This is a genomic window from Sporolactobacillus putidus (genome assembly GCF_014647035.1).
Lineage (GTDB): Bacteria > Bacillota > Bacilli > Bacillales > Sporolactobacillaceae > Sporolactobacillus > Sporolactobacillus putidus.
The window spans coordinates 209,407-231,339 of record NZ_BMOK01000005.1; the positions used below are offsets into that span (position 1 = coordinate 209,407).

A 21,933-nucleotide genomic window follows, 5' to 3' on the forward strand; every position below is an offset into this window, starting at 1 on the left:
GGACGGGAGCGTCGGTGGGCAGCCAGTGGCTGGCTACACTGGCCAAAGGGACACAGGTAGACGTGGTCGGGACAAGCGGGAACTGGCTCCAGATCGCATATAAAGGCGGAATAGCGTATGTATCGGGAGACTATGTCCAGAAACCCGGGAGCACAAGTTCGTCGTCCCCCGCGCCGACCGCTTCCGATCCCTCTGCTCCTGGTGGAACGGCACAAATGACATCCAGCAGTACAACGGGCATGATTACGACAGACGTCAATTTTCGCAAGGGGCCGGATACCACGTATGGAATCTATGAAGTACTTCATGCGGGAACGACGGTTGAATGGCTGGCGGACGCGCCGAATGGATGGGTTAAAGTCAGCTATGGCGGAAATGACGGCTATGTTTACGGCGACTATGTCAAAAAGGAAACATCGACAACAACGCAATACGGAAATAAGGCTTACACAACGACGAATTATCCTCTTTCATTTTCACAGGCTCTCCAGGAAGAGCAGCAGGTTAATCAGTCGTCCCAGCTTGCCTATTATCTCAATCCGAAGAATTTTACGGCAGGAACCCCAAGTTATTTTCAATTCTTGCAGTTGTCTTCACTGGCCAACATCAGTCTTTCGGACATGAATGTTATTTTGTCCGGCAAGGGCATTTTATCCGGTTATGGATCGACCTTTATCGACGCCGCAAAGAAAAACGGTGTGAATGAAGTCTATCTCGCCGCGCACGCCATGCTTGAAACTGGAAACGGAACATCAAACCTGGCAAACGGGATCGTTTATCAAGGGGTCAAAGTGTACAATATGTTCGGGATCGGCGCTTTTGACCTGGATCCCGAAAATGCCGGGGCAGCGATGGCTTACAGCGAGGGTTGGACAACACCGGCGAAAGCGATCGAAGGCGGAGCGGCCTGGATTGCAAAATATTATATATATAATCAGGCCTATCAGCAGGACACGCTGTACAAAATGCGCTGGAACCCCTCCGCCCTGGTTGCGGGCAGCGCAGCGCATCAATATGCGACGGATGTCGGATGGGCCGTCAAGCAGACACCGATGATCGACAGCATGTACAGCCAGATCGCAAAATACAATCTCGTGTTTGACGTTCCTCAATACAATTAATTAAAAAAAAAAGCGCCGGAAAGGACACCTTTTCCGCGCTTTTTTTGCATTTCAGAAATAAAGTTACTTGCTTAATTGCTTCCATTTGTTTCCAAGAACAGGAGGGACATAGGCTTCCATTTTATCAAGCAATGAATCCGGATCACCGGAAACCGTCAGCAGGCCAAGATGTGATTCATTGGCAAAGCCCTGATCAATACTGTGGCGGATAAGTGCCAGGAGCGGATCGAAATAACCTGAAGCATTCAAGAGGCCGATCGGCTTTTGATGAAGTTCAATCTGTGCCCAGCAAAGCATCTCAAAAAGTTCGTCAAAGGTGCCGATACCGCCCGGAAGCGCGATGAACGCGTCAGAAAGCTCATTCATTTTTTCCTTTCGGGCATGCATACCATTCACTTCAATCAGTTCGGTGAGATGAGAATGAGCCATTTCGCCGAGAACCAGGCCCTGGGGCATAACACCGATCACTTCTCCGCCGAGTGCAAGCACCCGGTCGGCGATCTCACCCATCAGGCCGACCGACGATCCTCCGTAAACAATCCGGAAGCCTCTGCGTACAATTGCCTCGCCCAGTTTACGCGCTTTTTCACGGTACTCCGGACGGTTTCCGAGGTTTGACCCCGCATAGATACAAATTGTTTTACCCATTCATTGCAACCTCCCCCGGATTAAACTTTAGAGAACCTTATAACATTGTATCGCAATTTTTTCACGGAATGCGGGGCAGGCAAAGAATCATTGAATATTTTTTACAGAAGAGCGCCACCCGCAGCGGTGCGAATTTTCTCACATTGGAGGAAAAGTGCGAATGCGAGACCGGTTTCAGGATAAGATTGATCTGAAAGGGCGGCGATGGAGTTCCCGATAACTTAAACAAGCCGCAAACAGGTAAAGAAAAATCCCGTTCAGAGTTTCCTGACTGTGTCAGGCTTGTACTTACGGGATCATTTTTTATTAATCTATTGTAAAACAGCGCGTTGACTCAGGAAATAATCAGGTAGACAGCAAAGATTGCCGCAATGATGAAACGATAGACCGCAAACGGTACAAGCGTATAGCGTTTCAACAGTCCCATAAAGAAAACGATAGCCAGCATCGCCACGACAAAAGCAGTGATGAACCCGATGGCAAAGAGAGGCAAGTCGCTCATTTTCAGGAAAGACAGACTCTTGTAGAAATCATAGCCGCTTGCACCGATCATCATTGGAACAGCAAGAATGAATGAGAATTCGGCAGACGTCTTACGGTCGGCGCCGGCGATCAATCCGCCGGCAATGGTCGATCCGGAACGGGAAAAACCGGGCCATAAAGAGAGACACTGAAAAAGCCCGATCTCAAACGCCTGAAAATAGGACAGCTGATCGAGAGAATGGCTTTCATCATGGTGGGTCAAGCGCTCGGCAAAGATCATCAGAACACCGCCGGCAATGAGTCCGATCACTACATACATGGGCGAGAACAGCACGCTTTTAATAAAATCACGCATCAGGAAGCCGAGAACGATGGCGGGAATACCCGCGATGATAAGGTGCAGCAGATTCAGGTGGGTCGGCCCGCTTGAGTGTTCGTTCGGGTACAGTCCGAATAAACTCCACAATCGTTTCCAGTAAAGAACAACAACCGCCATGATGGAACCTAATTGGATGATAACTTCAAACGTCTTTGCGGTATTGCTTGTAAAATGCAGCAGAGATCCTGCAAGAATGAGGTGACCTGTAGAAGAAACGGGTGCGAATTCGGTCAGGCCCTCTATTGCACCCATAATGATGCCGATGACAATTTCAGCCAAAAGAATCACCAACCTTGACTTATGTTTTATACGCTGAGAGTTTTATAAATATATGCTTGTTTATTATAGCATAACCCCTTTTAACTTAAATTGGCGGAACCGGCTGATTGAATTGAGGAAGGCTGAAATTCAGCTTTAACCTTCCGCTTGAATCAGGTTTTAAACGTGTTTCAGAATAGAAGTTAAAAATAATTGTTTAAAAGGGTTGACTTATCTCACGGGCACTGTATAATGAATAACACACAAGCCAGAATGAATTGAAAGATTGTTCATACAAACAGAAAACCAATGAGAAAGAGAGTAACAGTTTGAAGCTGCTCAAGCGAGCCGGGAGGGTGGAAGCCGGTGCAGCCGATCGCTGTGAACCGCACTTTTGAGGTGACGGCCTGAAATCAGGAGTAGGGTCGGCCGGGTCGCTCCCGTTACAGAGAACCAAAGCAGATTCCTTATGAAGTGTGTTGTGCGGAAAGTCCGCTGATGCGGCCGCAGAAGCATCTCCACACCTTCGCAGGAATAATCAGAGTGGTACCGCGGGTAATGTGAACAACGCTCGTCTCTTTTAACAGTAAAAGAGGCGGGCGTTTTTTAGTACCATTAGATAAGAAAAACTTGGCGAAGCCGATGGCCTGAGCCTTAGTTTTTCTTATACTAGACACTTCTAATCTTTTATTTTTTATACTTCCTTATTTGGGCAACAAAGTTATCGGGGGACCTGGGACTCCTGAAAAAAATTTTTTACAGCAATCTTCATCTCTCTGAAGCGTCAGCTTAATAAATGAAGAGTGAAAAAAGCGAATGTTCTTAAACTGGAGGCTGTTCGGGTGAAAGCAGGTATTGTTGGTGCAAACGGTTATAGCGGAATTGAATTAATCCGGCTACTCATGAATCATCCCCTTGTTGAACTGGAGATGCTCATCTCCCATTCGACGCAAGGTTCCGAGATTCAGCAGCTCTATCCGCATTTAACGGGTTTTCTGGACAGGAGGCTGGAAGATTTCGATGCGGATGAGCTCGCGAGGCGTACGGATGTCGTTTTTTTTGCCACACCGGCCGGCGTCAGCAAGGATCTGCTTCCGGAATGCCTGAAGCGGGGCCTGATCTGTATCGACTTGTCCGGTGATTTCCGCCTTAAAGATCCTGCAGCTTATGAAAAGTGGTATCAGCAGTCATCGGCAGACACGGCGCTCCTTAATGACGCGGTTTACGGCCTTTCGGAGATTAACCGAAGGCAGATCGCGGGGGCCAGGCTGATTGCCAATCCGGGCTGTTATCCGACAGCATCGCTGCTCGGGCTTGCGCCCGCTGTCAAAGACGGAGCCATTGATCTGGGTTCGATCATTATCGATGGAAAGTCGGGCGTGTCGGGATCGGGGAAAAGCATGGTCCCGGGAAACCTGTACTGCGAGGTAAACGAGAACGTGAAGGCTTATAAACTCGGCACCCACAAGCACACACCGGAAATTGAGCAGGCAGTTGCGGCGATGAGCGGAAAAAATGAAAGCATCACGTTCACGACGCATCTCATTCCGATGACCAGGGGACTCATGTGTACCATCTATGCCACGTTAGCAAAAGGTTATTCGACAAAAGAATTTCTCGAAATGTATGAACGTTTTTATGATAAATCCCCTTTTGTCAGAATCAGGCCGCTCGGCAGCTGGCCGTCGACAAAAGAGGTGGCAGGTTCTAATTTTTGCGACATCGGATTAAATGTAGACGGCCGCTCGCGACGCCTGACGATTGTTTCTGTGATCGACAATGTGGTCAAAGGTGCGGCAGGCCAGGCCATCCAGAACTTAAATATTATTAAGGGATGGGACGAACAGACAGGACTCGCCCTTGCCCCGATCTATCCGTGAGAGGAAGAGTAAAAAGTGGAAAATATGATTGAACAGCATGCAGAGCTGAAAGAAATAAAAGGCGGCAGCGTCGGATCGCCGAAAGGTTTTATCACCGGCGGGCAAAACATCGGCATGAGAAAGAGCAAGCCGGATATGGGCTGGATTTTTTCACAGAAGCCAGCGGCAGCGGCGGGTGTTTATACGACGAATCGTTTTCAGGCGGCTCCGCTGTCCGTGACGAAGGCGAGCATTGCGGAAGAACAGACACTGCAGGCAATTCTGGTAAACACAGTCAGCGCGAATTCATGCACCGGTGAACAAGGCTTGGAAAATGCCTATACGACTAGAAAATGGATGGCGGATCACCTGGGGATTCCGGAACATGTCGTCGCTGTTGCCTCAACGGGCGTGATCGGGCTTCAGCTGCCAATGGATAAAATGCGGAAGGGTATTGAAAACATTTCTTTGAGCGGATCGGACGCATTGTTTGAGCAAGCCATACTGACGACGGATACGAAAGCGAAACACCTGGCCGTGCAGTGTGTGATCGACGGCAAGACGGTGACCATTGGCGGTGCGTGCAAAGGGTCGGGCATGATTCATCCGAATATGGCGACGATGCTGGGCTTTGTCACAACAGACGCTGCGGTTGATCCTGCTGATCTGAAGACGGCGCTGAAGACGGTGACCGACCGGACGTTCAACCGGATCACAGTCGACGGAGACACAAGTACGAACGACATGGTGCTGGTTATGGCAAACGGCATGGCTGAAAATAAAAGATTGACGGTAAAGCATCCTGATTGGCCGATTTTTCTCTCAGGTTTAAAAGCAGTCTGCCAGGGCCTTGCAAAATATATCGCCGGTGACGGAGAAGGCGCAACAAAGCTGATCGAAGTGCGGGTGAGCGGCGCTAGGGATGAGAAATCGGCCGAAGCGATCAGTAAAACAATCGTCGGATCAAGCTTGGTGAAGACCGCCGTCTTCGGCAGCGATGCCAACTGGGGCCGGATTATCTGCGCCATAGGTTACAGCGGCGAACCCTTTGATCTGGAAAAAGTATCACTGACTCTGGGTGAAATTGTCATGTTTGAGCATGGCATGCCGGTTTCTTTTAATGAAGAGGAGGCCAAGAGCTATCTTGACGGGAACAACATTGTGATTAAGGCAAACCTTGGTGAGGGAGACGGCGAAGCTGTTGCCTGGGGATGCGATTTGACCTATAACTATGTAAAAATCAATGCGTCTTACCGCTCATGAAACCCGCTCGGCATCATTTTACAGGAGGTGTGCAATGAACCGTTATCTGGTTATTAAATGCGGAGGAAGTGTTTTCGACAAACTGACACCGGCGTTTTTTGAAAGCATTCAAAAGATCCGTGAAGAGGGAGAATGGATGCCGGTGATTGTTCACGGCGGCGGACCGGCGATTTCACAGATGCTGGAAAAGCTTTCGATTCCAACCGTTTTTCATCAAGGACTGCGGGTTACGACTCAGGAAGTTCTTGACGTTGCCGAAATGGTGCTGAGCGGAACGATGAACAAAAAAATGGTTTCCAATATTTGTACCGCCGGCGGCAGGGCTGTCGGCCTGAGCGGGATCGATGCCCGTCTGTTCACGGCGGAACCGATTGCTTTAAAGAAGTTAGGCTATGTTGGCGAGATTGTTTCGGTTGAGACGACGGTGATCACTTGTCTCTGCGAACAGGGATTCATACCTGTTATTTCACCGGTGTCGATGGATACGGAAGGACAGCATTACAATATCAATGCCGATCAGGCCGCGGCCGCCATTGCCGGCGCCCTGAATGGCAGACTCTGTTTTGTCAGTGACGTTCCGGGAATTCTCATTAAGCATAACGGGAAGATGAAGCGGCTCAAACAGGTCTCCGACCGGGAGATTACGAGATTAATCGAAACGAAGAAGATCAGCGGAGGCATGATACCGAAAGTCACAGCTGCGGTGGCCAGTCTGAAGCAGCACGTTCCCGAGGTTGTGATTGTTAATGGCATGAAACCGGAATGCCTCATTGATTACACGAAAGGCGTCCAGGTTGGCACAAAAATTTTTCTTGAAGAGGAGGCTCTCCATGCTTAACATAAAATCAGCTGAAGAAGTTTTTCCGGTGATGTCGGCTTACGGGCGTTTTCCCATTACCGTTGTCAAAGGAAAGGGCAGTTACGTCTGGGATGATGAAGGAAAAAAATATCTGGATTACACGGCGGGTATCGCCGTGCTGGCGCTCGGCCATGTGCCCGATGCAGTCGAAACCGTTCTGAAAAAGCAGCTGGATACCCTTTGGCACTGCTCAAATCTTTTTCATATTGCGTCCCAGGAAAAACTGGCTGCGATGCTGACCGATCTCTCGTGCTGCGATCAGGTATTCTTCTGCAACAGCGGAGCGGAGGCCAACGAAGGTGCGATCAAGCTTGCTCGCCGCTATGCACATTTGATTAAGCATAAAGAAAACGGACATATCGTCACATTCGACCATTCCTTCCACGGACGGACGATGGCCACGCTGACGGCGACGGCTCAGGAAAAAATCCAGAACGGATTCGGCCCCCTTGTCCCCGGGTTCCGCTATCTACCCTATAATAGCGAAGAAGCCATTCAGGCAATAGCTGAAGATCCGGATTGTATCGCCGTCATGCTGGAGATGGTTCAAGGCGAAGGCGGCGTCTTGCCGGCTGATGAGACATGGGTCAAGGCGCTCAGCAAAGTGTGCGGCGAGAAGGGGATTCTGCTGATCGTGGATGAAGTCCAGACAGGCATCGGCCGCACAGGTACACTGTTCGCCTACGAACAGTATGGCATTGAACCCGATGTGGTCACGGTTGCAAAAGCGCTTGGTTCAGGCATCCCGATCGGCGCCGTTCTTGCCAAAAAGGAAGTTTCCCAGGTTTTCACACCGGGCACGCATGGATCCACCTTTGGCGGAAATCCGTTTGCAACAGCAGCGGGTGTGGCGACGCTTGAGGCTTTTGAGAAGCAGAATGTGCTGGAGCAATGCAGCAAAAACGCAGCCAGCCTGACAAATAAACTGAATGAACTTAAGGAAAAACATCCCGATGCGATTCAAAGTGTCCGCGGGAAGGGGCTTCTGATCGGTGTAGCGACCTTTGCACCGGCCATCGATATTGTCAATCAGATGAGAGAAAAACATCAGGTTCTGATTCTGACTGCCGGAAAAAATGTGCTGCGCATCCTGCCGCCGCTGATAACGAATGAAAATGAAATCAATTATTTTATAAACGCATTGGATCAGGTTCTGGGAGATTAAGTGAAAGGGGCGTGCTGATGATGGAAAAGGGATATCTGCTTTTGGAGTCCGGTGAGCTGTTCTCCGGTATACGCGTCGGCCGGCACACCTCCGTTATGGGAGAAATTGTTTTTAATACGAGCATGACCGGATACCAGGAAATCATGACCGATCCTTCCTACGCCGGCCAGATCATGACGTTCTGCTATCCGCTGATTGGCAATTACGGCGTTAATCTGCATGACAGCGAACACGGCCGCATCCATATGCAGGGCGTTATTTTTAATAACCTCTGTTCACTTCCAAGCCATTATCAATCGATAAAAACCGTCGATGAATGGCTGAAACAGTCCGGGGTGCCGGGACTCGCAGGAGTCGATACACGGGCGATTGTGAAAAGGGTGCGGAAGACCGGGACGATGAAGGCGATCATCAGCGGCACACCTGAAGTCGCGGCTGATGAATGGAAAAAGCCGCTGCCCCGGGATGTTGTCGGCCTTGTCTCGACGAAGCAGATACACGTTTATGAAGGAGCCGGACCGCATGTCGTTCTGATCGATTACGGATACAAAAAGTCGATGCTGACGGCGCTGATTGAAGGCGGCTGCAAGGTCACGGTTGTCCCTTATAACACGTCATACGAAACTGTCTCGGCACTTCACCCGGACGGTGTGATGCTCAGCAACGGCCCTGGTGACCCGCTTCAGCTTCAGCCCCTGTTTGGTGAGCTGAAAAAAATCACTTCCGAGTATCCGACGCTGGGGATCTGTCTCGGACATCAGCTCATTGCCCTCGCCTACGGGGCGAAAACCGGGAAACTGCTTTACGGCCACCGGGGCGCGAATCACCCAGTCAAAGAGATAACGACAGGCAAGGTATGGATGACTTCGCAGAATCACAGCTATGTGGTGGAGAAGGGCAGTATTGACAGCCGCGCTTTTACCGTTACTTATCTAAACGTGAACGACGGTTCAGTGGAGGGACTGAAGCATAAAGAACTTCCGATTGAAACCGTGCAGTTCCATCCGGAAGCCCATCCCGGTCCGCAGGATACGCATCCCGTATTCCGGCGGTTCATTGAAATGATTAAACAGAACAAGGGTGAAGCGACTCATGCCGTTACGTACTGACATAAAAAAAGTGCTCGTTATCGGTTCGGGACCGATCGTCATTGGCCAGGCGGCTGAATTCGATTATGCCGGCACGCAGGCGTGCCTGGCCCTGAAAGAAGAAGGCATCGAGGTTGTCCTGATCAACAACAATCCTGCGACGATCATGACGGATGACCGGATTGCCGACCGGACCTACATCGAACCGCTGACTTTGCCGGTAATCGAAAAAATTATTGCAAGAGAGCGTCCCGACGGCCTGATCGGTACGCTCGGCGGGCAGACCGGGCTGAACCTCGCTGTTTCACTTTATGAGAAGGGCATCCTTGCCAGATACAGTGTTGAACTGCTGGGCACGTCGGTTGATTCAATTCAGCACGGGGAAGACCGGGAATTATTTAAAAAGCTGATGATCGCTATCCATGAACCGATTCCTGAATCCAAGATCATCCGCTCTTATGAAGACGGACTTGCATTCGTAGAGGACATTGGCTACCCGGTGATCATCCGTCCCGCCTATACGCTCGGAGGTTCCGGAGGCGGGTTCGCCTACAATGCGCAGGATCTTGATCTCGTGCTTCACAGAGGACTGAATCTGAGCCCGATACATGAAGTATTGATTGAGAAGAGCATCAAAGGCTGGAAAGAAATTGAATATGAAGTCATGCGCGACGCCAATGATACGTGCATCATTGTCTGCAACATGGAAAACGTCGATCCGGTCGGCGTGCATACCGGCGACAGCATCGTGGTCGCCCCTTCGCAGACACTGTCCGATGTACAATATCAGATGCTGCGCAATGCCTCGCTGAAAATCATCCGGGCGCTGAAGATCGTAGGAGGATGCAACATTCAGTTTGCGCTTAATCCGGAATCCGACGAATACGCGATTATCGAGGTCAATCCGCGGGTCAGCCGCTCATCGGCACTGGCTTCGAAAGCAACCGGTTATCCCATAGCCCGGGTTGCCGCAAAATGTGCGGTTGGTTTTCATCTTGACGAGATTCAGAATCCGATCACGGGGACAACCTACGCGTCATTTGAACCGGCCATTGACTACATTGTCGTAAAAATTCCGCGTTTCCCGTTTGACAAGTTCACGGAAGCAAGCCGCAGTCTTGGAACACAGATGAAGGCGACCGGCGAAGTAATGGCGATCGACCGGACGTTCGAAGGCGCGCTGAATAAAGGGATCCGTTCCCTGGAACTGGGATTTAACGGATTGGATGATCCTGCGCTGCATGACAAACCGGACAGCGTCCTCGAAGAGCATCTGCTCAAAGCGACAGACAACCGGCTGTTTGCGATCGGTGAATTGTTCCGGCGCGGATGGACAGTTGAAAAAATAAACGATATCACAAAAATTGATCCGTGGTTTTTGAATGCCATGAAGGGCCTGGTTGATTTTGAAGCAAAAATCAGCCGGCTTTCATGGACAGATCTTACCGATGAACTTCTTGTTCAGGCTAAAAAGATGAACATTGGCGACGGACGGCTGGCCGAACTGTGCGGAGCTAAAGCAGAAGAGATCCGGAAGAAAAGAAAGTCGATCGGCCTTGTTCCGTCGTATAAGCTTGTAGACACTTGTGCCGGAGAGTTTGAGGCGCAGACGCCTTACTATTATTCCACCTGGACGGGGGAAGACGAGGCGGCTGTCGACGACAGACCGAAAATTCTGATTGTCGGTTCAGGACCGATACGGATCGGACAGGGCATCGAGTTTGATTATTGTTCGGTTCAGGCAACACTCGCCGTCAAGAAAAAAGGCTATCAGGCGATCGTGGTCAATAATAATCCGGAAACGGTCAGCACGGATTATTCCATCGCCGACCGGCTCTATTTCGAACCCCTGGCTGTGGAAGACATTTTGAGCGTGGCGGAAAAAGAACATGTTCAGGGGGCGCTTGTCCAATTTGGCGGACAGACCGCTGTCAATGTCGCCAAATCCCTTGAAAAAGCGGGCATTCCGATTTTAGGCACACCTACCGAAGGCATTGATAAGCTTGAAGACCGTGAAGCGTTCTATACGCTGCTCACTGAACTGGGAATACCGCATATCAAAGGACTAACCGTCAACCGGTTGGAAGATCTGCCGAATGCCGGCGATACGCTCGGCTACCCGATCCTTGTGCGTCCATCGTTTGTCATCGGCGGCCAGTCGATGTTCCTTTTCTATCGTCCCGAAGAGCTGCAGGCCTACATCCGTGCCGACCGGCATCTGAGCGCGCAGTCCTTCCCGCTTCTTGTCGACCGCTACATGCCGGGAACCGAGTGTGAGGTCGACGCGATCAGCGATGGCGAGCATGTAACCATACCCGGCATCTTTGAACATGTTGAACGGGCGGGCGTTCATTCCGGCGACAGCATTGCCGTGTTTCCCTCGCACACTCTGCCGGTTGAGGTGAAAAAAGAAATCGCCGCGGATACGGAAAAAATTTGCCGGCAGATCGGTGTGAAAGGCCTGATTAACATCCAGTTTGTGATCGTCGATGAAACGGTTTATGTTCTGGAAGTGAATCCGCGCGCCTCGCGGACCGTGCCGATTGTCAGCAAGGTTACGGGCATCCCGATGGTGGAAAAAGCCGTCGGCATTCAGTTGGGCGAACGCCTGGCGGATCAGGGACTGGTTTACGGCTACTGCGGGGATCCTCGTTTTTACGCGGTAAAAGCGCCCGTATTCTCTTCGGCGAAACTGAACGGGGTGGATCCTGTGCTTGGGCCGGAAATGAAATCGACGGGTGAACAGCTTGGGATGGGGAACATGGTATCCGAGGCATTCGAAAAGGCTTTTTTCCTCGGGGAACCGAATACATTTGTCGGTCCCGGCCATAAGAACACTATTCTGTGTTCAGTAGCAGAAAGGCAGAGAAAGGAAAGCGTGCCGATTGTCAGGCGGCTCGCCGCGAAGGGATTCAAGATCATCGCGACGGGAGGCACTGCCGATTACTATCGGGATCAGGGTGTTGAGGTTCTGAAGCTGGAGGCGGGAGACGAGGCGATTCGCAGCCTTTTTGCAGATGGGAAAACGGCCGCGTTGCTGAACATCCCGACGGCAGGGCGCAATATTCATTCATACGGCTTCCAGATGAGGGCGCTTGCCCTCCGTTACCAGATCCCGATTTATACGTGCCTTGACACCGTTGCCGAGGCGATCGGCGCAGCCGATACATCTTCTTCAGGTACCGTTCACACGCTGGACGAATACCGCAGCCTGACCTATACGACAAACTGAGGAGTGACAGACGTGGTCAATGATTCAGATACCTTTTTTACACTGAAAGGCAGAGACTTTCTGACAATCGCCGAATTTACGCCGGAAGAAATTCAGACGTTCTTACAGCAGGCGCTGGACATGAAGCAACTGCAGAAAAAAAATATTCCCCATCCTTATTTAAATGGCAAGACGCTGGCGATGATTTTTGAAAAGTCGTCGACACGGACGCGGGTTTCATTTGAAGTCGGCATGTATCAGCTGGGCGGTTCGGCGCTTTTTCTCAGCAGCCGGGACATCCAGATCGGTCGCGGAGAACCGATCCCGGATACGGCAAGGGTGCTCTCCCGGTATGTTGACGGCATCATGATCCGTACGTTCGCTCATGAAAAAGTGGAAGAGCTAGCGCGGTATGCCGATGTGCCGGTGATCAACGGACTGACCGATACCCATCATCCAACCCAGGTGCTGGCGGATCTTCTGACCATCTACGAACACAAAGGAACGCTGAAGGGGCTGAAGGCATGCTTCATTGGTGACGGCTATAACAATATGGCCCATTCTCTTCTTGAAGGCGCAGCTGCAGTGGGTATGGACATGACGGTTGCCAGTCCGGAAGGCTACGAGCCGGACCAAGCGATTCTTGCTGCTGCGGAGAAACGCGGCGCGGAAAACGGCTGCAAAGTCGGATTCACCCATTCTCCTCAGGAAGCGGCAGAAGGAGCCGATATCGTAATCACTGATGTCTGGGCGAGCATGGGCGAAGAAGCGGAGAAGGAAAAACGGCTGCATGATTTCAAAGGTTTTCAGGTTAACGAAGAATTAGCCCGTCTGGCAAAGGACGATTACCTTTTTCTTCACTGCCTGCCGGCTCACCGCGGTGAAGAAGTAGCGGCAAGCGTCATTGACGGACCACATTCCGCTGTCTTTGACGAGGCGGAAAACCGGCTGCATGCGCATAAAGCGATTCTGAAATGCCTTATGGAAAGCAATTAAAAATAAAAACGTGCAAGACATCAAAGGAGGATTATTAATATGGCAAAAGAAAAAATAGTGTTGGCGTATTCCGGCGGTCTTGATACTTCAGTATGCATTAAATGGCTTCAGGACAAATATGACTATGATGTTGTTGCACTGAGCATCAATGTCGGCGAGGGCAAAGACTTGGCAATGGTGAAACAGAAGGCGCTCGATGTCGGAGCGATCAAATCCTATATCGTTGATGCGGAAGATCTGCTTGCAGAAGGTTATCTGGCTCCAGCGCTGAAAGCCAACGCGCTCTATGAAGGCGTCTATCCGATTTCGTCCGGATTGTCCCGCCCGTTGATTTCCAAACTGCTTGTTGATGTGGCGCACAAAGAAGGAGCTGTGGCCGTCGCTCACGGCTGCACAGGCAAAGGAAACGATCAGGTTCGTTTTGAAGTATCGATTCAGGCACTCGATCCGACGCTTAAGGTTGTTGCTCCGGTCCGGGAATGGGGCATGACGCGTGATGAAGAAATCAAGTATGCGGAAAAGAACAATATCCCGATTCCTGTTGATCTGGACAATCCATTCTCAATCGATGCCAACATCTGGGGCCGGGCATGTGAAGCCGGCGTTCTGGAAAATCCATGGAACGAGGCACCAGAAGCTGCCTTTGAATGGACGAACCCAATTGAAAAAACGCCTGATACACCTGAATATATCGAAATCACTTTTGAAAAAGGCATTCCGGTTGCGCTAAATGAAGAAAAGCTGAATTTTGTAGATATTATCAAGAAGTTAAATAAACTGGGCGGGCTGCATGGCGTTGGTCGCATCGATCACGTTGAAAACCGGCTTGTCGGGATCAAATCGCGTGAAGTGTACGAAAATCCGGCGGCGCTGATCCTGATCAACGCGCATCAGGCACTTGAAACCATCACGCTGACTAAAGAAGTATCGAAGTTCAAACCGCTGATTGACAAAGAAATCTCGCAGGTCATTTATGACGGTCTGTGGTATTCACCGATAAGAGAAGCGTTGTCGGCGTTTGTCGATAACACGCAGCAGGTTGTTTCCGGAAAAGTTCGTGTCAAGCTATTCAAGGGCAATCATTTTGTCGTCGGCCGCGCGTCGGATAAGAGCCTGTATAATGAAAAACTGGCAACCTACACGAAGGGCGACGCTTTCGACCACAACGCTGCCGTCGGCTTTATCAAACTGTGGGGCCTGCCGACAAAAGTCAACGCTGAAGTGCACAAGAACGATACCGAAACGGAGGCAAATCATGGCGAAGCTATGGGGCGGCCGGTTTACGAAGTCAACAAATAAACTGGTTGACGAATACACCTCGTCGATTTCCTACGATAAGGAACTGGCGCAGGAAGATATTGAGGGAAGTCTTGCTCATGTGAAGATGCTGGGCGAATGCGGCATTGTCTCTCCGGAAGAATCGGAAACGATTAGGCAGGGACTTCAGACAATCCTCGAGAAGGTGAAAAGGGGCGAGGCTGCTTTTTCCATCGATCAGGAAGACATCCATATGAATATTGAAAAAATGCTGATCGATGAAATCGGAGCGGTCGGCGGAAAGCTGCATACTGGCCGAAGCCGCAACGACCAGGTAGCGACCGATATGCACCTCTATATGCGGAATAAGACGAAAAAACTGATCGCGCTTCTGGAACATGTTCAGTCCGCCCTGCTTGAGCAGGCAAAACAAAACGTGGATACCATTCTGCCGGGCTACACGCATCTGCAAAGAGCACAGCCGATATCCTTTGCACACCATTTGCTGGCTTATTTCTGGATGTTCGAGCGTGACAAGAGCCGGCTTTCGGACAGCCTGAAGCGTATCAACGTGCTGCCGCTCGGCGCCGGAGCGCTTGCCGGAACAACGTTTCCGATCAATCGCCGTCGGGTTGCCGAACTGCTCGATTTTGACGATATTTACCCGAACAGCCTAGACGCTGTCAGCGACCGCGATTTCGTTGTTGAAGCCCTGGCTGATTGTTCGCTGATCATGGTGCACCTGTCGCGGCTTTCTGAAGAAATGGTGCTGTGGAGCAGCCAGGAATTCCGTTTTATCGAATTGGATGACGCGTTCTGCACCGGTTCGAGCATCATGCCGCAGAAAAAGAACCCGGACGTCTCCGAGCTGCTGCGCGGGAAAACAGGGCGTGTGTTCGGACATTTGATCGGTCTGCTCACGGTTCTGAAAGGCCTGCCGCTCGCTTATAACAAGGATATGCAGGAAGACAAGGAGGGCATTTTCGACACAGTCAGGACGATTAGTGGCGCACTGCAATTGCTGGCGCCGATTCTGGAGACGATGACGGTCAGAAAAGACCGGATGCGTCACGCAGTCGAAAAGGACTATTCCAACGCGACGGATATCGCAGACTATCTGGCGAAAAAGGGGCTGCCATTCCGGGAGGCCCACGCCATCACAGGGAAAATGGTCCTCTATGCGATCGAACAGGGCAAATACTTGCTTGAACTCAGCATGGAAGACTACAAGCAATTCAGTCCGTTGTTTGCGGAAGACATTTTTGAAGCGCTGAAGCCGGAAAATGTGATGCGCGCCCGTGAAAGCGAGGGCGGAACCGCCCCGCATCAAGTCGAAAAGCAATTGAAGCTGGCCGAGGAAAAACTGGCTCAGGCTTAAATTGCGGTTCCGGCGCGAAGCAGGGCCAGCGGCCTGAACTGTATCCATTCATCTGAATGAATGGATACAGGGCCGATGATGACTAAGTTGACCCCCTATATTTTGTATATAGTTTTCATAGAAAACCCGGATACCAAAATGAGTATTCGGTGTTTTTTCTGTTAAGATATACTGTGGTTTATTTACTGGAACATTCGATGGGACGTGCTGTTCCGGAATCGGCAGTAAAATTCGAAGAATCAACAGTAAACGGCCTGGAATCAATAAGTGTGATAAATCAGAATACTATCCGGGCTTTGTTCATGTCTGTTTCTTAATCTAAATTATATACACCTTACTTAAAAAGAGAGTTCACAAAAAATTTGTGTGCTCTCTTTTGGTTTATATTGACAATTGAATATCTTGGAAGTATGATTTGTTATACAAATAATATAAATATAACAAGTGGTATAAATAATATAAAACATACAATGGAGGTAAATGATGGCAAACCCGAAAGGCAAGTACATTTGGACAGCAAAAGTTGGAGAAAAGGGACAGATTGTGATTCCAAAAGAAGCTCGTGATGTTTTCAACATTAAGCCGGGAGATACTCTTCTTTTACTTGGCGATGAAGCACAGGGGATTGCGATTGTAAAAAATGATGATTATATGCGCTTTGCTCAGGCAATATTTGACGCACAAAAACGTGAAGAAGATGATGAAAAATGATTGCCATTCAAACCAGAAATCTGACTAAAAAATTTAAAGAGAAAACCGCCGTGGATCAATTAAATCTTTCTATTGAACAAGGTGAACTGTTTTCCTTACTCGGTGTCAATGGCGCTGGGAAAACAACAACGATAAAAATGCTTTCCTGTCTGAGCAAGCCAACAAGCGGTGATGCTGTTTTGCTTGGCGATAGTATTGCTGCCAATCCAATGGCGGTAAAGCAGAAAATTAATGTTTCACCACAGGAAACTGCAGTTGCGCCGAATTTAACAGTGAAAGAAAATTTAGAAACAATTGCAGGACTTTATGGCAGTGGCAGAAAAGAAGCAGCAAAAAAGACAAAAGAAATGATTGAAAATTTTGAGCTGTCAGAAGTCGCAAAGAGCAAGGCAAAAACTCTATCAGGCGGCTGGCAGAGACGATTGAGTATTGCGATGGCACTCATTTCAAGCCCGCAGATTCTATTCTTAGACGAGCCGACACTGGGACTTGATGTCCTTGCCCGGCGCGGTCTTTGGAACATTATAGAAAGGCTGAAGGGCAAGATTACGATTATTCTCACAACACACTATCTTGAAGAAGCCGAGGCACTTTCGGATAGAATCGCTATTATGGCGAAGGGCCGGTTAAAATCAGTTGGAACAGCGAAAGAACTGATGTTGAACACACATACAGAAAAGTTTGAGGACGCGTTTATCGCACTTGCAACGGAAAGCGAGGTTTCATGATGAAAATGCTGGCATTCACTGCACGCAATCGTAAAGAGATTCTCAGAGACCCTTTAAACCTGGCTTTCGGTATAGGTTTTCCACTGGTTTTGCTACTGCTGCTTTCCGCTATTCAGACGAATATTCCGGTCAGTTTGTTTAAAATTGGAAACCTTGCTCCGGGAATTGCTGTTTTCGGACTATCATTTATCTCGTTGTTTTCCGGAATGCTGATTGCTAAGGACAGAAGCACTTCATTCCTGATACGGTTGTTCGCTTCACCGCTTTCCGCGTCCGATTTTATACTCGGATACACCCTTCCGCTTTTACCAATGGCAGTCATGCAGAGCATCATTTGTTTTCTCGTTGCTTATTTTCTTGGATTATCAGTCAATATTAATCTGCTGCTTGCACTGCTTGTACTGATTCCTGCCGCCATTCTTTTTATCGCGATCGGATTGCTTGCCGGAAGCCTGCTGACAGACAAACAGGTCGGCGGCGTCTGCGGTGCATTGCTGACGAATCTTGTTGCATGGCTGAGCGGCACATGGTTTGACTTGAATCTGGTCGGCAGCGCATTCAAAGCTGCTGCGAACGCATTGCCCTTTGTCCACGCGGTAGAAGCCGCGAGGGCGGCGGTCGCCGGAGACTATGTATCCATTTTCCCGCATCTTCTGTGGGTCGTTGCCTATGCGGTGGTTATTTTTTCTCTCGCAATCTATGTTTTTAATAAAAAAATGAGAAGTGACGCTAGGTAATCTATCTATGATCCATCATTTTTATCTTGTAAAGGATGAAAAAAATCAGTCATGTGTTAACTGGCTGACATTTTTTTGTCACTAATTTTAGCTGAATGTCACTATTTATTTCAGCGTGGTTTGTTATGCTGATGATAGATTTAAAAAAAGAAAATATTTTCCAAAGAAAAAGTACGGCTAAAGACTTAGTGGAACTTAGTTCTCGAAGCGGGTTAAACCAGCTCGTATTATTGTTAAAATATAACAATAAAAATAATTTCAGGAATCCAGTCACCCTTTTGGTACAGATTCCATTAACTGGAGGATACGGCGTGAGTTACATCGAATTAAAAGACATTCATAAGTCGTACAAGCTTTCCGGCAAACAAAGATTTCCGGTACTGCACGGTATTGATCTGAAACTGGAACGCGGCGAGTTTGTTTCCATCCTTGGAGAATCCGGCGGCGGGAAATCAACATTGATGAACATCATCGGAGGCATGGACAAGGATTACACAGGCGACGTTTTGATTAACGGCAGAGCGCTGCACGAAATGAAAGAAAAAGAGCTGGATGACTATCGGAAGACGAATGTCGGCTTCATTTTCCAAAGCTTTAACCTGATCAACCACATGACCGTTTTAAATAATGTCCTCTTCACACTGAAGATGACGACGATGTCGGAAAAAGAGCGGGTGGCGCATGCCAAAGAACTGCTGACAACGGTCGGGCTGGCGGACCACTTGCATAAGCGGCCGAATCAATTATCCGGCGGGCAGAAACAGCGTGTGGCGATCGCGCGGGCATTGGCGAACAATCCCGATATTATTCTTGCCGACGAACCGACCGGGGCGCTCGATAAGAAGAACAGCGAGCAAATCATGGAACTGCTGGACAGCATCGCCAAGCAAGGCAAGCTTGTCGTGACGGTCACACACTCGCAAAAGGTTGCCGATTATGGCACACGGATCATCAAAATTGATGACGGGCGCATCGCCGACGATATCCGGCTGAAGGACGCCTATCCTATTCCTGAGCATCGTGAAGAGTCTAAGACCAAAAACCTGAGCGTGCCTGCGACATTTAAAATGGCGCTTGACAACATCAGCCACAATCTGAAACGAAACATTCTTGTCACGCTTGGCGGAGCGATCGGTATTTTCAGTGTGATTATCATGCTTTCACTCGGGAGCGGCGTGCAATCGTATATTAATGATCAAATTATGAAAAACGTCAATCCGACCGTCATGCAATTAACAAAAAAAGGTTTGTCTCAGCAGGATGGGGAGAGCAGTCAGATTAAGAATTCAGTTGTCATTTCTGATAGTGATCTTGCGAAAATAAAGAAAGTCAAGCATGTGTCTTCCGTAGAAAAAGTGCTCTGGCTCTCTTCATCCCGAGTCAAGCTAGGCAGTAAAATGGCCATCCCGCAATACTTCCAGACGCTGGATAGTGCCGTTCCGAATAAGGATCTTGCTAAGGGCAGCCATTTGCCCGGAGCGGGCGAAATCGGGTTGAGCCAGGATGTTGCTAAACAATTGACGAAGAACCCAAGCAGCTTGATCGGTAAAAACGTAACATTTTACGTTAATATGACCGACAAAAACCAGCTCCCGATTGTTATGCAGAAAAACCTGAAAGTATCAGCTATTTTTAATGGCAGTGCGCAGATGGGCTTGCTGACTGCGGACTATTCGACCCTCCAGTCGATGTATAATGAACAAAATTTGACAGTAAAGCCGAATATTGCAACAGTTAAAGTCGATAAAATTGAAAATGTGAAAAACGTCCAGAACTATTTTAAAAAGCATGGCTATTCAATCAGCGGTGCCGGGGCCTTTTTAGACTCATTGAACCTGTACATTGCTCTGGCTTCATATGTTCTGGCAGCGATCGCCGGCATCTCACTTCTCGTTTCGGCAATCATGATCATTGTTGTTCTCTATATCAGTGTGACGGAACGGACAAAAGAAATCGGTATTCTCAGGGCGCTTGGGGCCCGGCGCAAAGACATTCGCCACTTGTTCTTCTCAGAAGCGAGCCTTCTCGGTTTGTTCAGCGGCGCCATAGGCATTTTGATTGCATTCGTTGCCGGTGCCATTGGCAATCATTTTGCCCGTCCGCATATGCACGTAGCACTCTTAAACGTCACACCCGGATTCGTAGTGTTCGGTCTGATTGTCAGTGTCGGTATCAGCGTGATTGCCGGACTTGCACCATCGGCCAAAGCGGCTAATCTGGATCCTGTAGAATCCTTACGCCGTTATGAATAATAAGAAAATTAAAGACATCGATCAATGATTTTATCTCATATTAGAAAACTTGGCGAAGCCAAGCCCTGGCGTAGGCTGAGCCTTAGTTGTGACGGCCAGGACGGCCTAATGCCGAACATGCCGCAGGACGCGGCGATCTGTTCGGTCGCTTAGACTATAATCCGCTGAATTTTAAACTTTCCTATAGTATAAAAAAGGCCGGGCGTTGTAACCCGGTCTTTTTACTTTACGTTTTAAATTTTGATCCTGGATTATTAAGCAACCGGATTCTGCGTGATCTCGGCATCTACGGTAATTTTGATCTTGTTGCCGACAACAAGGCTGCCGTTGGCCAGTGCCTGACTCCAGGTCAGCTTGAAATCACGGCGGTCGATTGAGAACGAGAGGCTGGCGCCGCTCCGTTTCAGGCCGTATGGATCATCGATTGGTGCGCCGATCTCTGCGTCGAATGAAATCGGTTTGGTCACATCTTTAATGGTCAGATCACCTTTAATGATGTATTCATCTTCATCCTTGCTTTCAATCGAAGTGGAAACAAAGTGAATGTCCGGAAACTTCTCGACGTCAAAGAAATCAGCGCTCTTCAAGTGATTGTCACGGTCAGCGTTTCTTGTGTCAACGCTTGCTGCATCGATCTTTGCATCAATAGCTGTGATTTTGCCGCTGTCGTCAGTCGTCACTGTGCCCGATGTGGTTTGAAAATTGCCTCTGACGTTTGCGAGTCCCATATGTTTTACTGAGAATGCCGTTTCTGTGTGTGCCGTGTCGATTGTCCAATTTGCCATGTAAATCCTCTCCCTTAATCCATGATTTTATTTGATGAACGCGTCTCGAGTCCTTTAGGTCAGGCTTTTTCCGGCAAAAAGCTGGTCAGTCCTCACTCGGATTCCGAGACGACGGTAAAACGCTGATTAATATGTTCGGGTTTTTCAATTTCATCGACGACCGCAGCCGCATAATCCTCATAGCTGACATAGCTTTTTCCTTCTAAATTGACCAGAAGCCGGTCTTTTCCCGTCGTGTAATGTCCCGTCCGTCTACCCAAGGCAAATAGAGCCGAAGGGCTGATAAATGTCCAAGAAAGATTCTTCGATTGTTTCAAATCGTCAAGATTCTTTGCCTGACTGACTGCCGTATTATAAAACTGTTTTGGAAAGTCGGGTGTGTCAACGACCCGTGTCGTTTTCGCTTCATCAACATACAGGCTTCCGGCACCTCCGACGACAATCAGTCGCGTGCTGCCGGAGCCGGCCAGTGCGTGAATCAGCGAACGTCCAGCCTCAACATGCAGGTGTTCTTTGCCTTGCGGTGCGGCAAAAGCATTGACCACAACGTCGAACGGAACCAAGTCCTCTGAAGTTAAATCAAAGATATCTTTTCTAATGATCGGAACACCGGAATCTTCCAGTTTCTCCGGATGGCGGACAATGGCGGTGACTTCATGTCCGCGTCCGGCGGCTTCTTTTAAGATTCGCGAACCCGCTTTTCCGGCGGCACCGATAATAGCTATCTTCATCGATTACCCTCCTTTTGATATGTA

At 49.2% G+C, this 21,933-nt stretch carries 18 protein-coding genes and 1 other annotated feature; of the genes, 14 read left to right on the forward strand and 4 right to left on the reverse strand.

The annotated features are described in order from the left end of the window. Nucleotides 1–1,121 (forward strand): SH3 domain-containing protein (locus IEX81_RS07980; protein ID WP_188802553.1); only part of this gene is annotated, 1,121 nt, incomplete at its 5' end. A 63-nt stretch (nucleotides 1,122–1,184) separates the two neighbouring features. Here IEX81_RS07980 and IEX81_RS07985 read toward each other — a convergent pair. Next, nucleotides 1,185–1,769, reverse strand: a complete 585-nt coding sequence (locus IEX81_RS07985) for an LOG family protein (protein WP_188802554.1) — start codon at nucleotides 1,767–1,769, stop codon at nucleotides 1,185–1,187. 334 nt (nucleotides 1,770–2,103) lie between these two features. Then, on the reverse strand, nucleotides 2,104–2,910 hold the full coding sequence (gene bacA / locus IEX81_RS07990) for an undecaprenyl-diphosphate phosphatase (RefSeq protein ID WP_188802555.1): 807 nt from the start codon (nucleotides 2,908–2,910) through the stop codon (nucleotides 2,104–2,106). A gap of 279 nt (nucleotides 2,911–3,189) precedes the next feature. Beyond that, nucleotides 3,190–3,471 (forward strand) — a binding site (T-box leader). Nucleotides 3,472–3,731: 260 nt separating this feature from the next. Here bacA and argC point away from each other — a divergent pair. From argC to IEX81_RS08055, 13 genes are all read left to right on the forward strand, one after another. Further along, nucleotides 3,732–4,769: an N-acetyl-gamma-glutamyl-phosphate reductase gene (gene argC, locus IEX81_RS07995; protein ID WP_188802556.1), complete on the forward strand. Its 1,038-nt coding sequence runs from the start codon at nucleotides 3,732–3,734 to the stop codon at nucleotides 4,767–4,769. A gap of 24 nt (nucleotides 4,770–4,793) precedes the next feature. Then, entirely contained in the window at nucleotides 4,794–6,011 is a 1,218-nt protein-coding gene (gene argJ, locus IEX81_RS08000; RefSeq protein WP_188802619.1) for a bifunctional ornithine acetyltransferase/N-acetylglutamate synthase, read from the forward strand. Between the two features lie 34 nt (nucleotides 6,012–6,045). Continuing rightward, nucleotides 6,046–6,849 carry an acetylglutamate kinase gene (gene argB / locus IEX81_RS08005; protein WP_188802557.1) on the forward strand — a complete coding sequence of 268 codons (804 nt, stop codon included), beginning with the start codon at nucleotides 6,046–6,048 and terminating at the stop codon, nucleotides 6,847–6,849. Then, nucleotides 6,842–8,035: an aspartate aminotransferase family protein gene (locus IEX81_RS08010; RefSeq protein ID WP_188802558.1), complete on the forward strand. Its 1,194-nt coding sequence runs from the start codon at nucleotides 6,842–6,844 to the stop codon at nucleotides 8,033–8,035. Before argB ends, IEX81_RS08010 begins: the two co-directional genes overlap by 8 nt. Before the next feature lie 20 nt (nucleotides 8,036–8,055). After that, entirely contained in the window at nucleotides 8,056–9,144 is a 1,089-nt protein-coding gene (locus IEX81_RS08015; protein ID WP_188802620.1) for a carbamoyl phosphate synthase small subunit, read from the forward strand. Then, nucleotides 9,128–12,355 (forward strand): carbamoyl-phosphate synthase (glutamine-hydrolyzing) large subunit, encoded by a 3,228-nt coding sequence (carB, locus tag IEX81_RS08020; protein WP_188802559.1) that lies wholly within the window; start codon nucleotides 9,128–9,130, stop codon nucleotides 12,353–12,355. Before IEX81_RS08015 ends, carB begins: the two co-directional genes overlap by 17 nt. Nucleotides 12,356–12,367: 12 nt before the next feature. Next, nucleotides 12,368–13,330, forward strand: a complete 963-nt coding sequence (gene argF / locus IEX81_RS08025; protein ID WP_188802560.1) for an ornithine carbamoyltransferase — start codon at nucleotides 12,368–12,370, stop codon at nucleotides 13,328–13,330. 39 nt (nucleotides 13,331–13,369) lie between these two features. Then, entirely contained in the window at nucleotides 13,370–14,629 is a 1,260-nt protein-coding gene (locus IEX81_RS08030; RefSeq protein ID WP_188802561.1) for an argininosuccinate synthase, read from the forward strand. Continuing rightward, the gene (gene argH, locus IEX81_RS08035) at nucleotides 14,586–15,965 is read left to right on the forward strand and encodes an argininosuccinate lyase (protein ID WP_188802562.1); all 1,380 of its coding nucleotides are present in this window, start codon (nucleotides 14,586–14,588) and stop codon (nucleotides 15,963–15,965) included. Before IEX81_RS08030 ends, argH begins: the two co-directional genes overlap by 44 nt. Nucleotides 15,966–16,448: 483 nt before the next feature. Next, a complete protein-coding gene (locus IEX81_RS08040; RefSeq protein ID WP_188802563.1) occupies nucleotides 16,449–16,676 on the forward strand; it encodes an AbrB/MazE/SpoVT family DNA-binding domain-containing protein in 228 nt (75 codons plus the stop codon). Then, complete coding sequence (locus IEX81_RS08045) at nucleotides 16,673–17,404, forward strand: ABC transporter ATP-binding protein (RefSeq protein WP_188802564.1); 732 nt, start codon at nucleotides 16,673–16,675, stop codon at nucleotides 17,402–17,404. Before IEX81_RS08040 ends, IEX81_RS08045 begins: the two co-directional genes overlap by 4 nt. Beyond that, nucleotides 17,404–18,141, forward strand: coding sequence for an ABC transporter permease (locus IEX81_RS08050; protein WP_188802565.1), 738 nt, complete (start codon nucleotides 17,404–17,406; stop codon nucleotides 18,139–18,141). The genes IEX81_RS08045 and IEX81_RS08050 overlap by 1 nt, the downstream gene beginning before the upstream one ends. A gap of 311 nt (nucleotides 18,142–18,452) precedes the next feature. Next, on the forward strand, nucleotides 18,453–20,393 hold the full coding sequence (locus IEX81_RS08055) for an ABC transporter ATP-binding protein/permease (RefSeq protein WP_188802566.1): 1,941 nt from the start codon (nucleotides 18,453–18,455) through the stop codon (nucleotides 20,391–20,393). A gap of 254 nt (nucleotides 20,394–20,647) precedes the next feature. Here the strand turns inward: IEX81_RS08055 and IEX81_RS08060 are convergent, their stop codons facing one another. Beyond that, nucleotides 20,648–21,178: a YceI family protein gene (locus IEX81_RS08060; RefSeq protein WP_188802567.1), complete on the reverse strand. Its 531-nt coding sequence runs from the start codon at nucleotides 21,176–21,178 to the stop codon at nucleotides 20,648–20,650. Between the two features lie 92 nt (nucleotides 21,179–21,270). Then, complete coding sequence (locus tag IEX81_RS08065; protein WP_188802568.1) at nucleotides 21,271–21,909, reverse strand: NAD(P)-dependent oxidoreductase; 639 nt, start codon at nucleotides 21,907–21,909, stop codon at nucleotides 21,271–21,273. Between the last annotated feature and the right edge of the window lie 24 nt (nucleotides 21,910–21,933).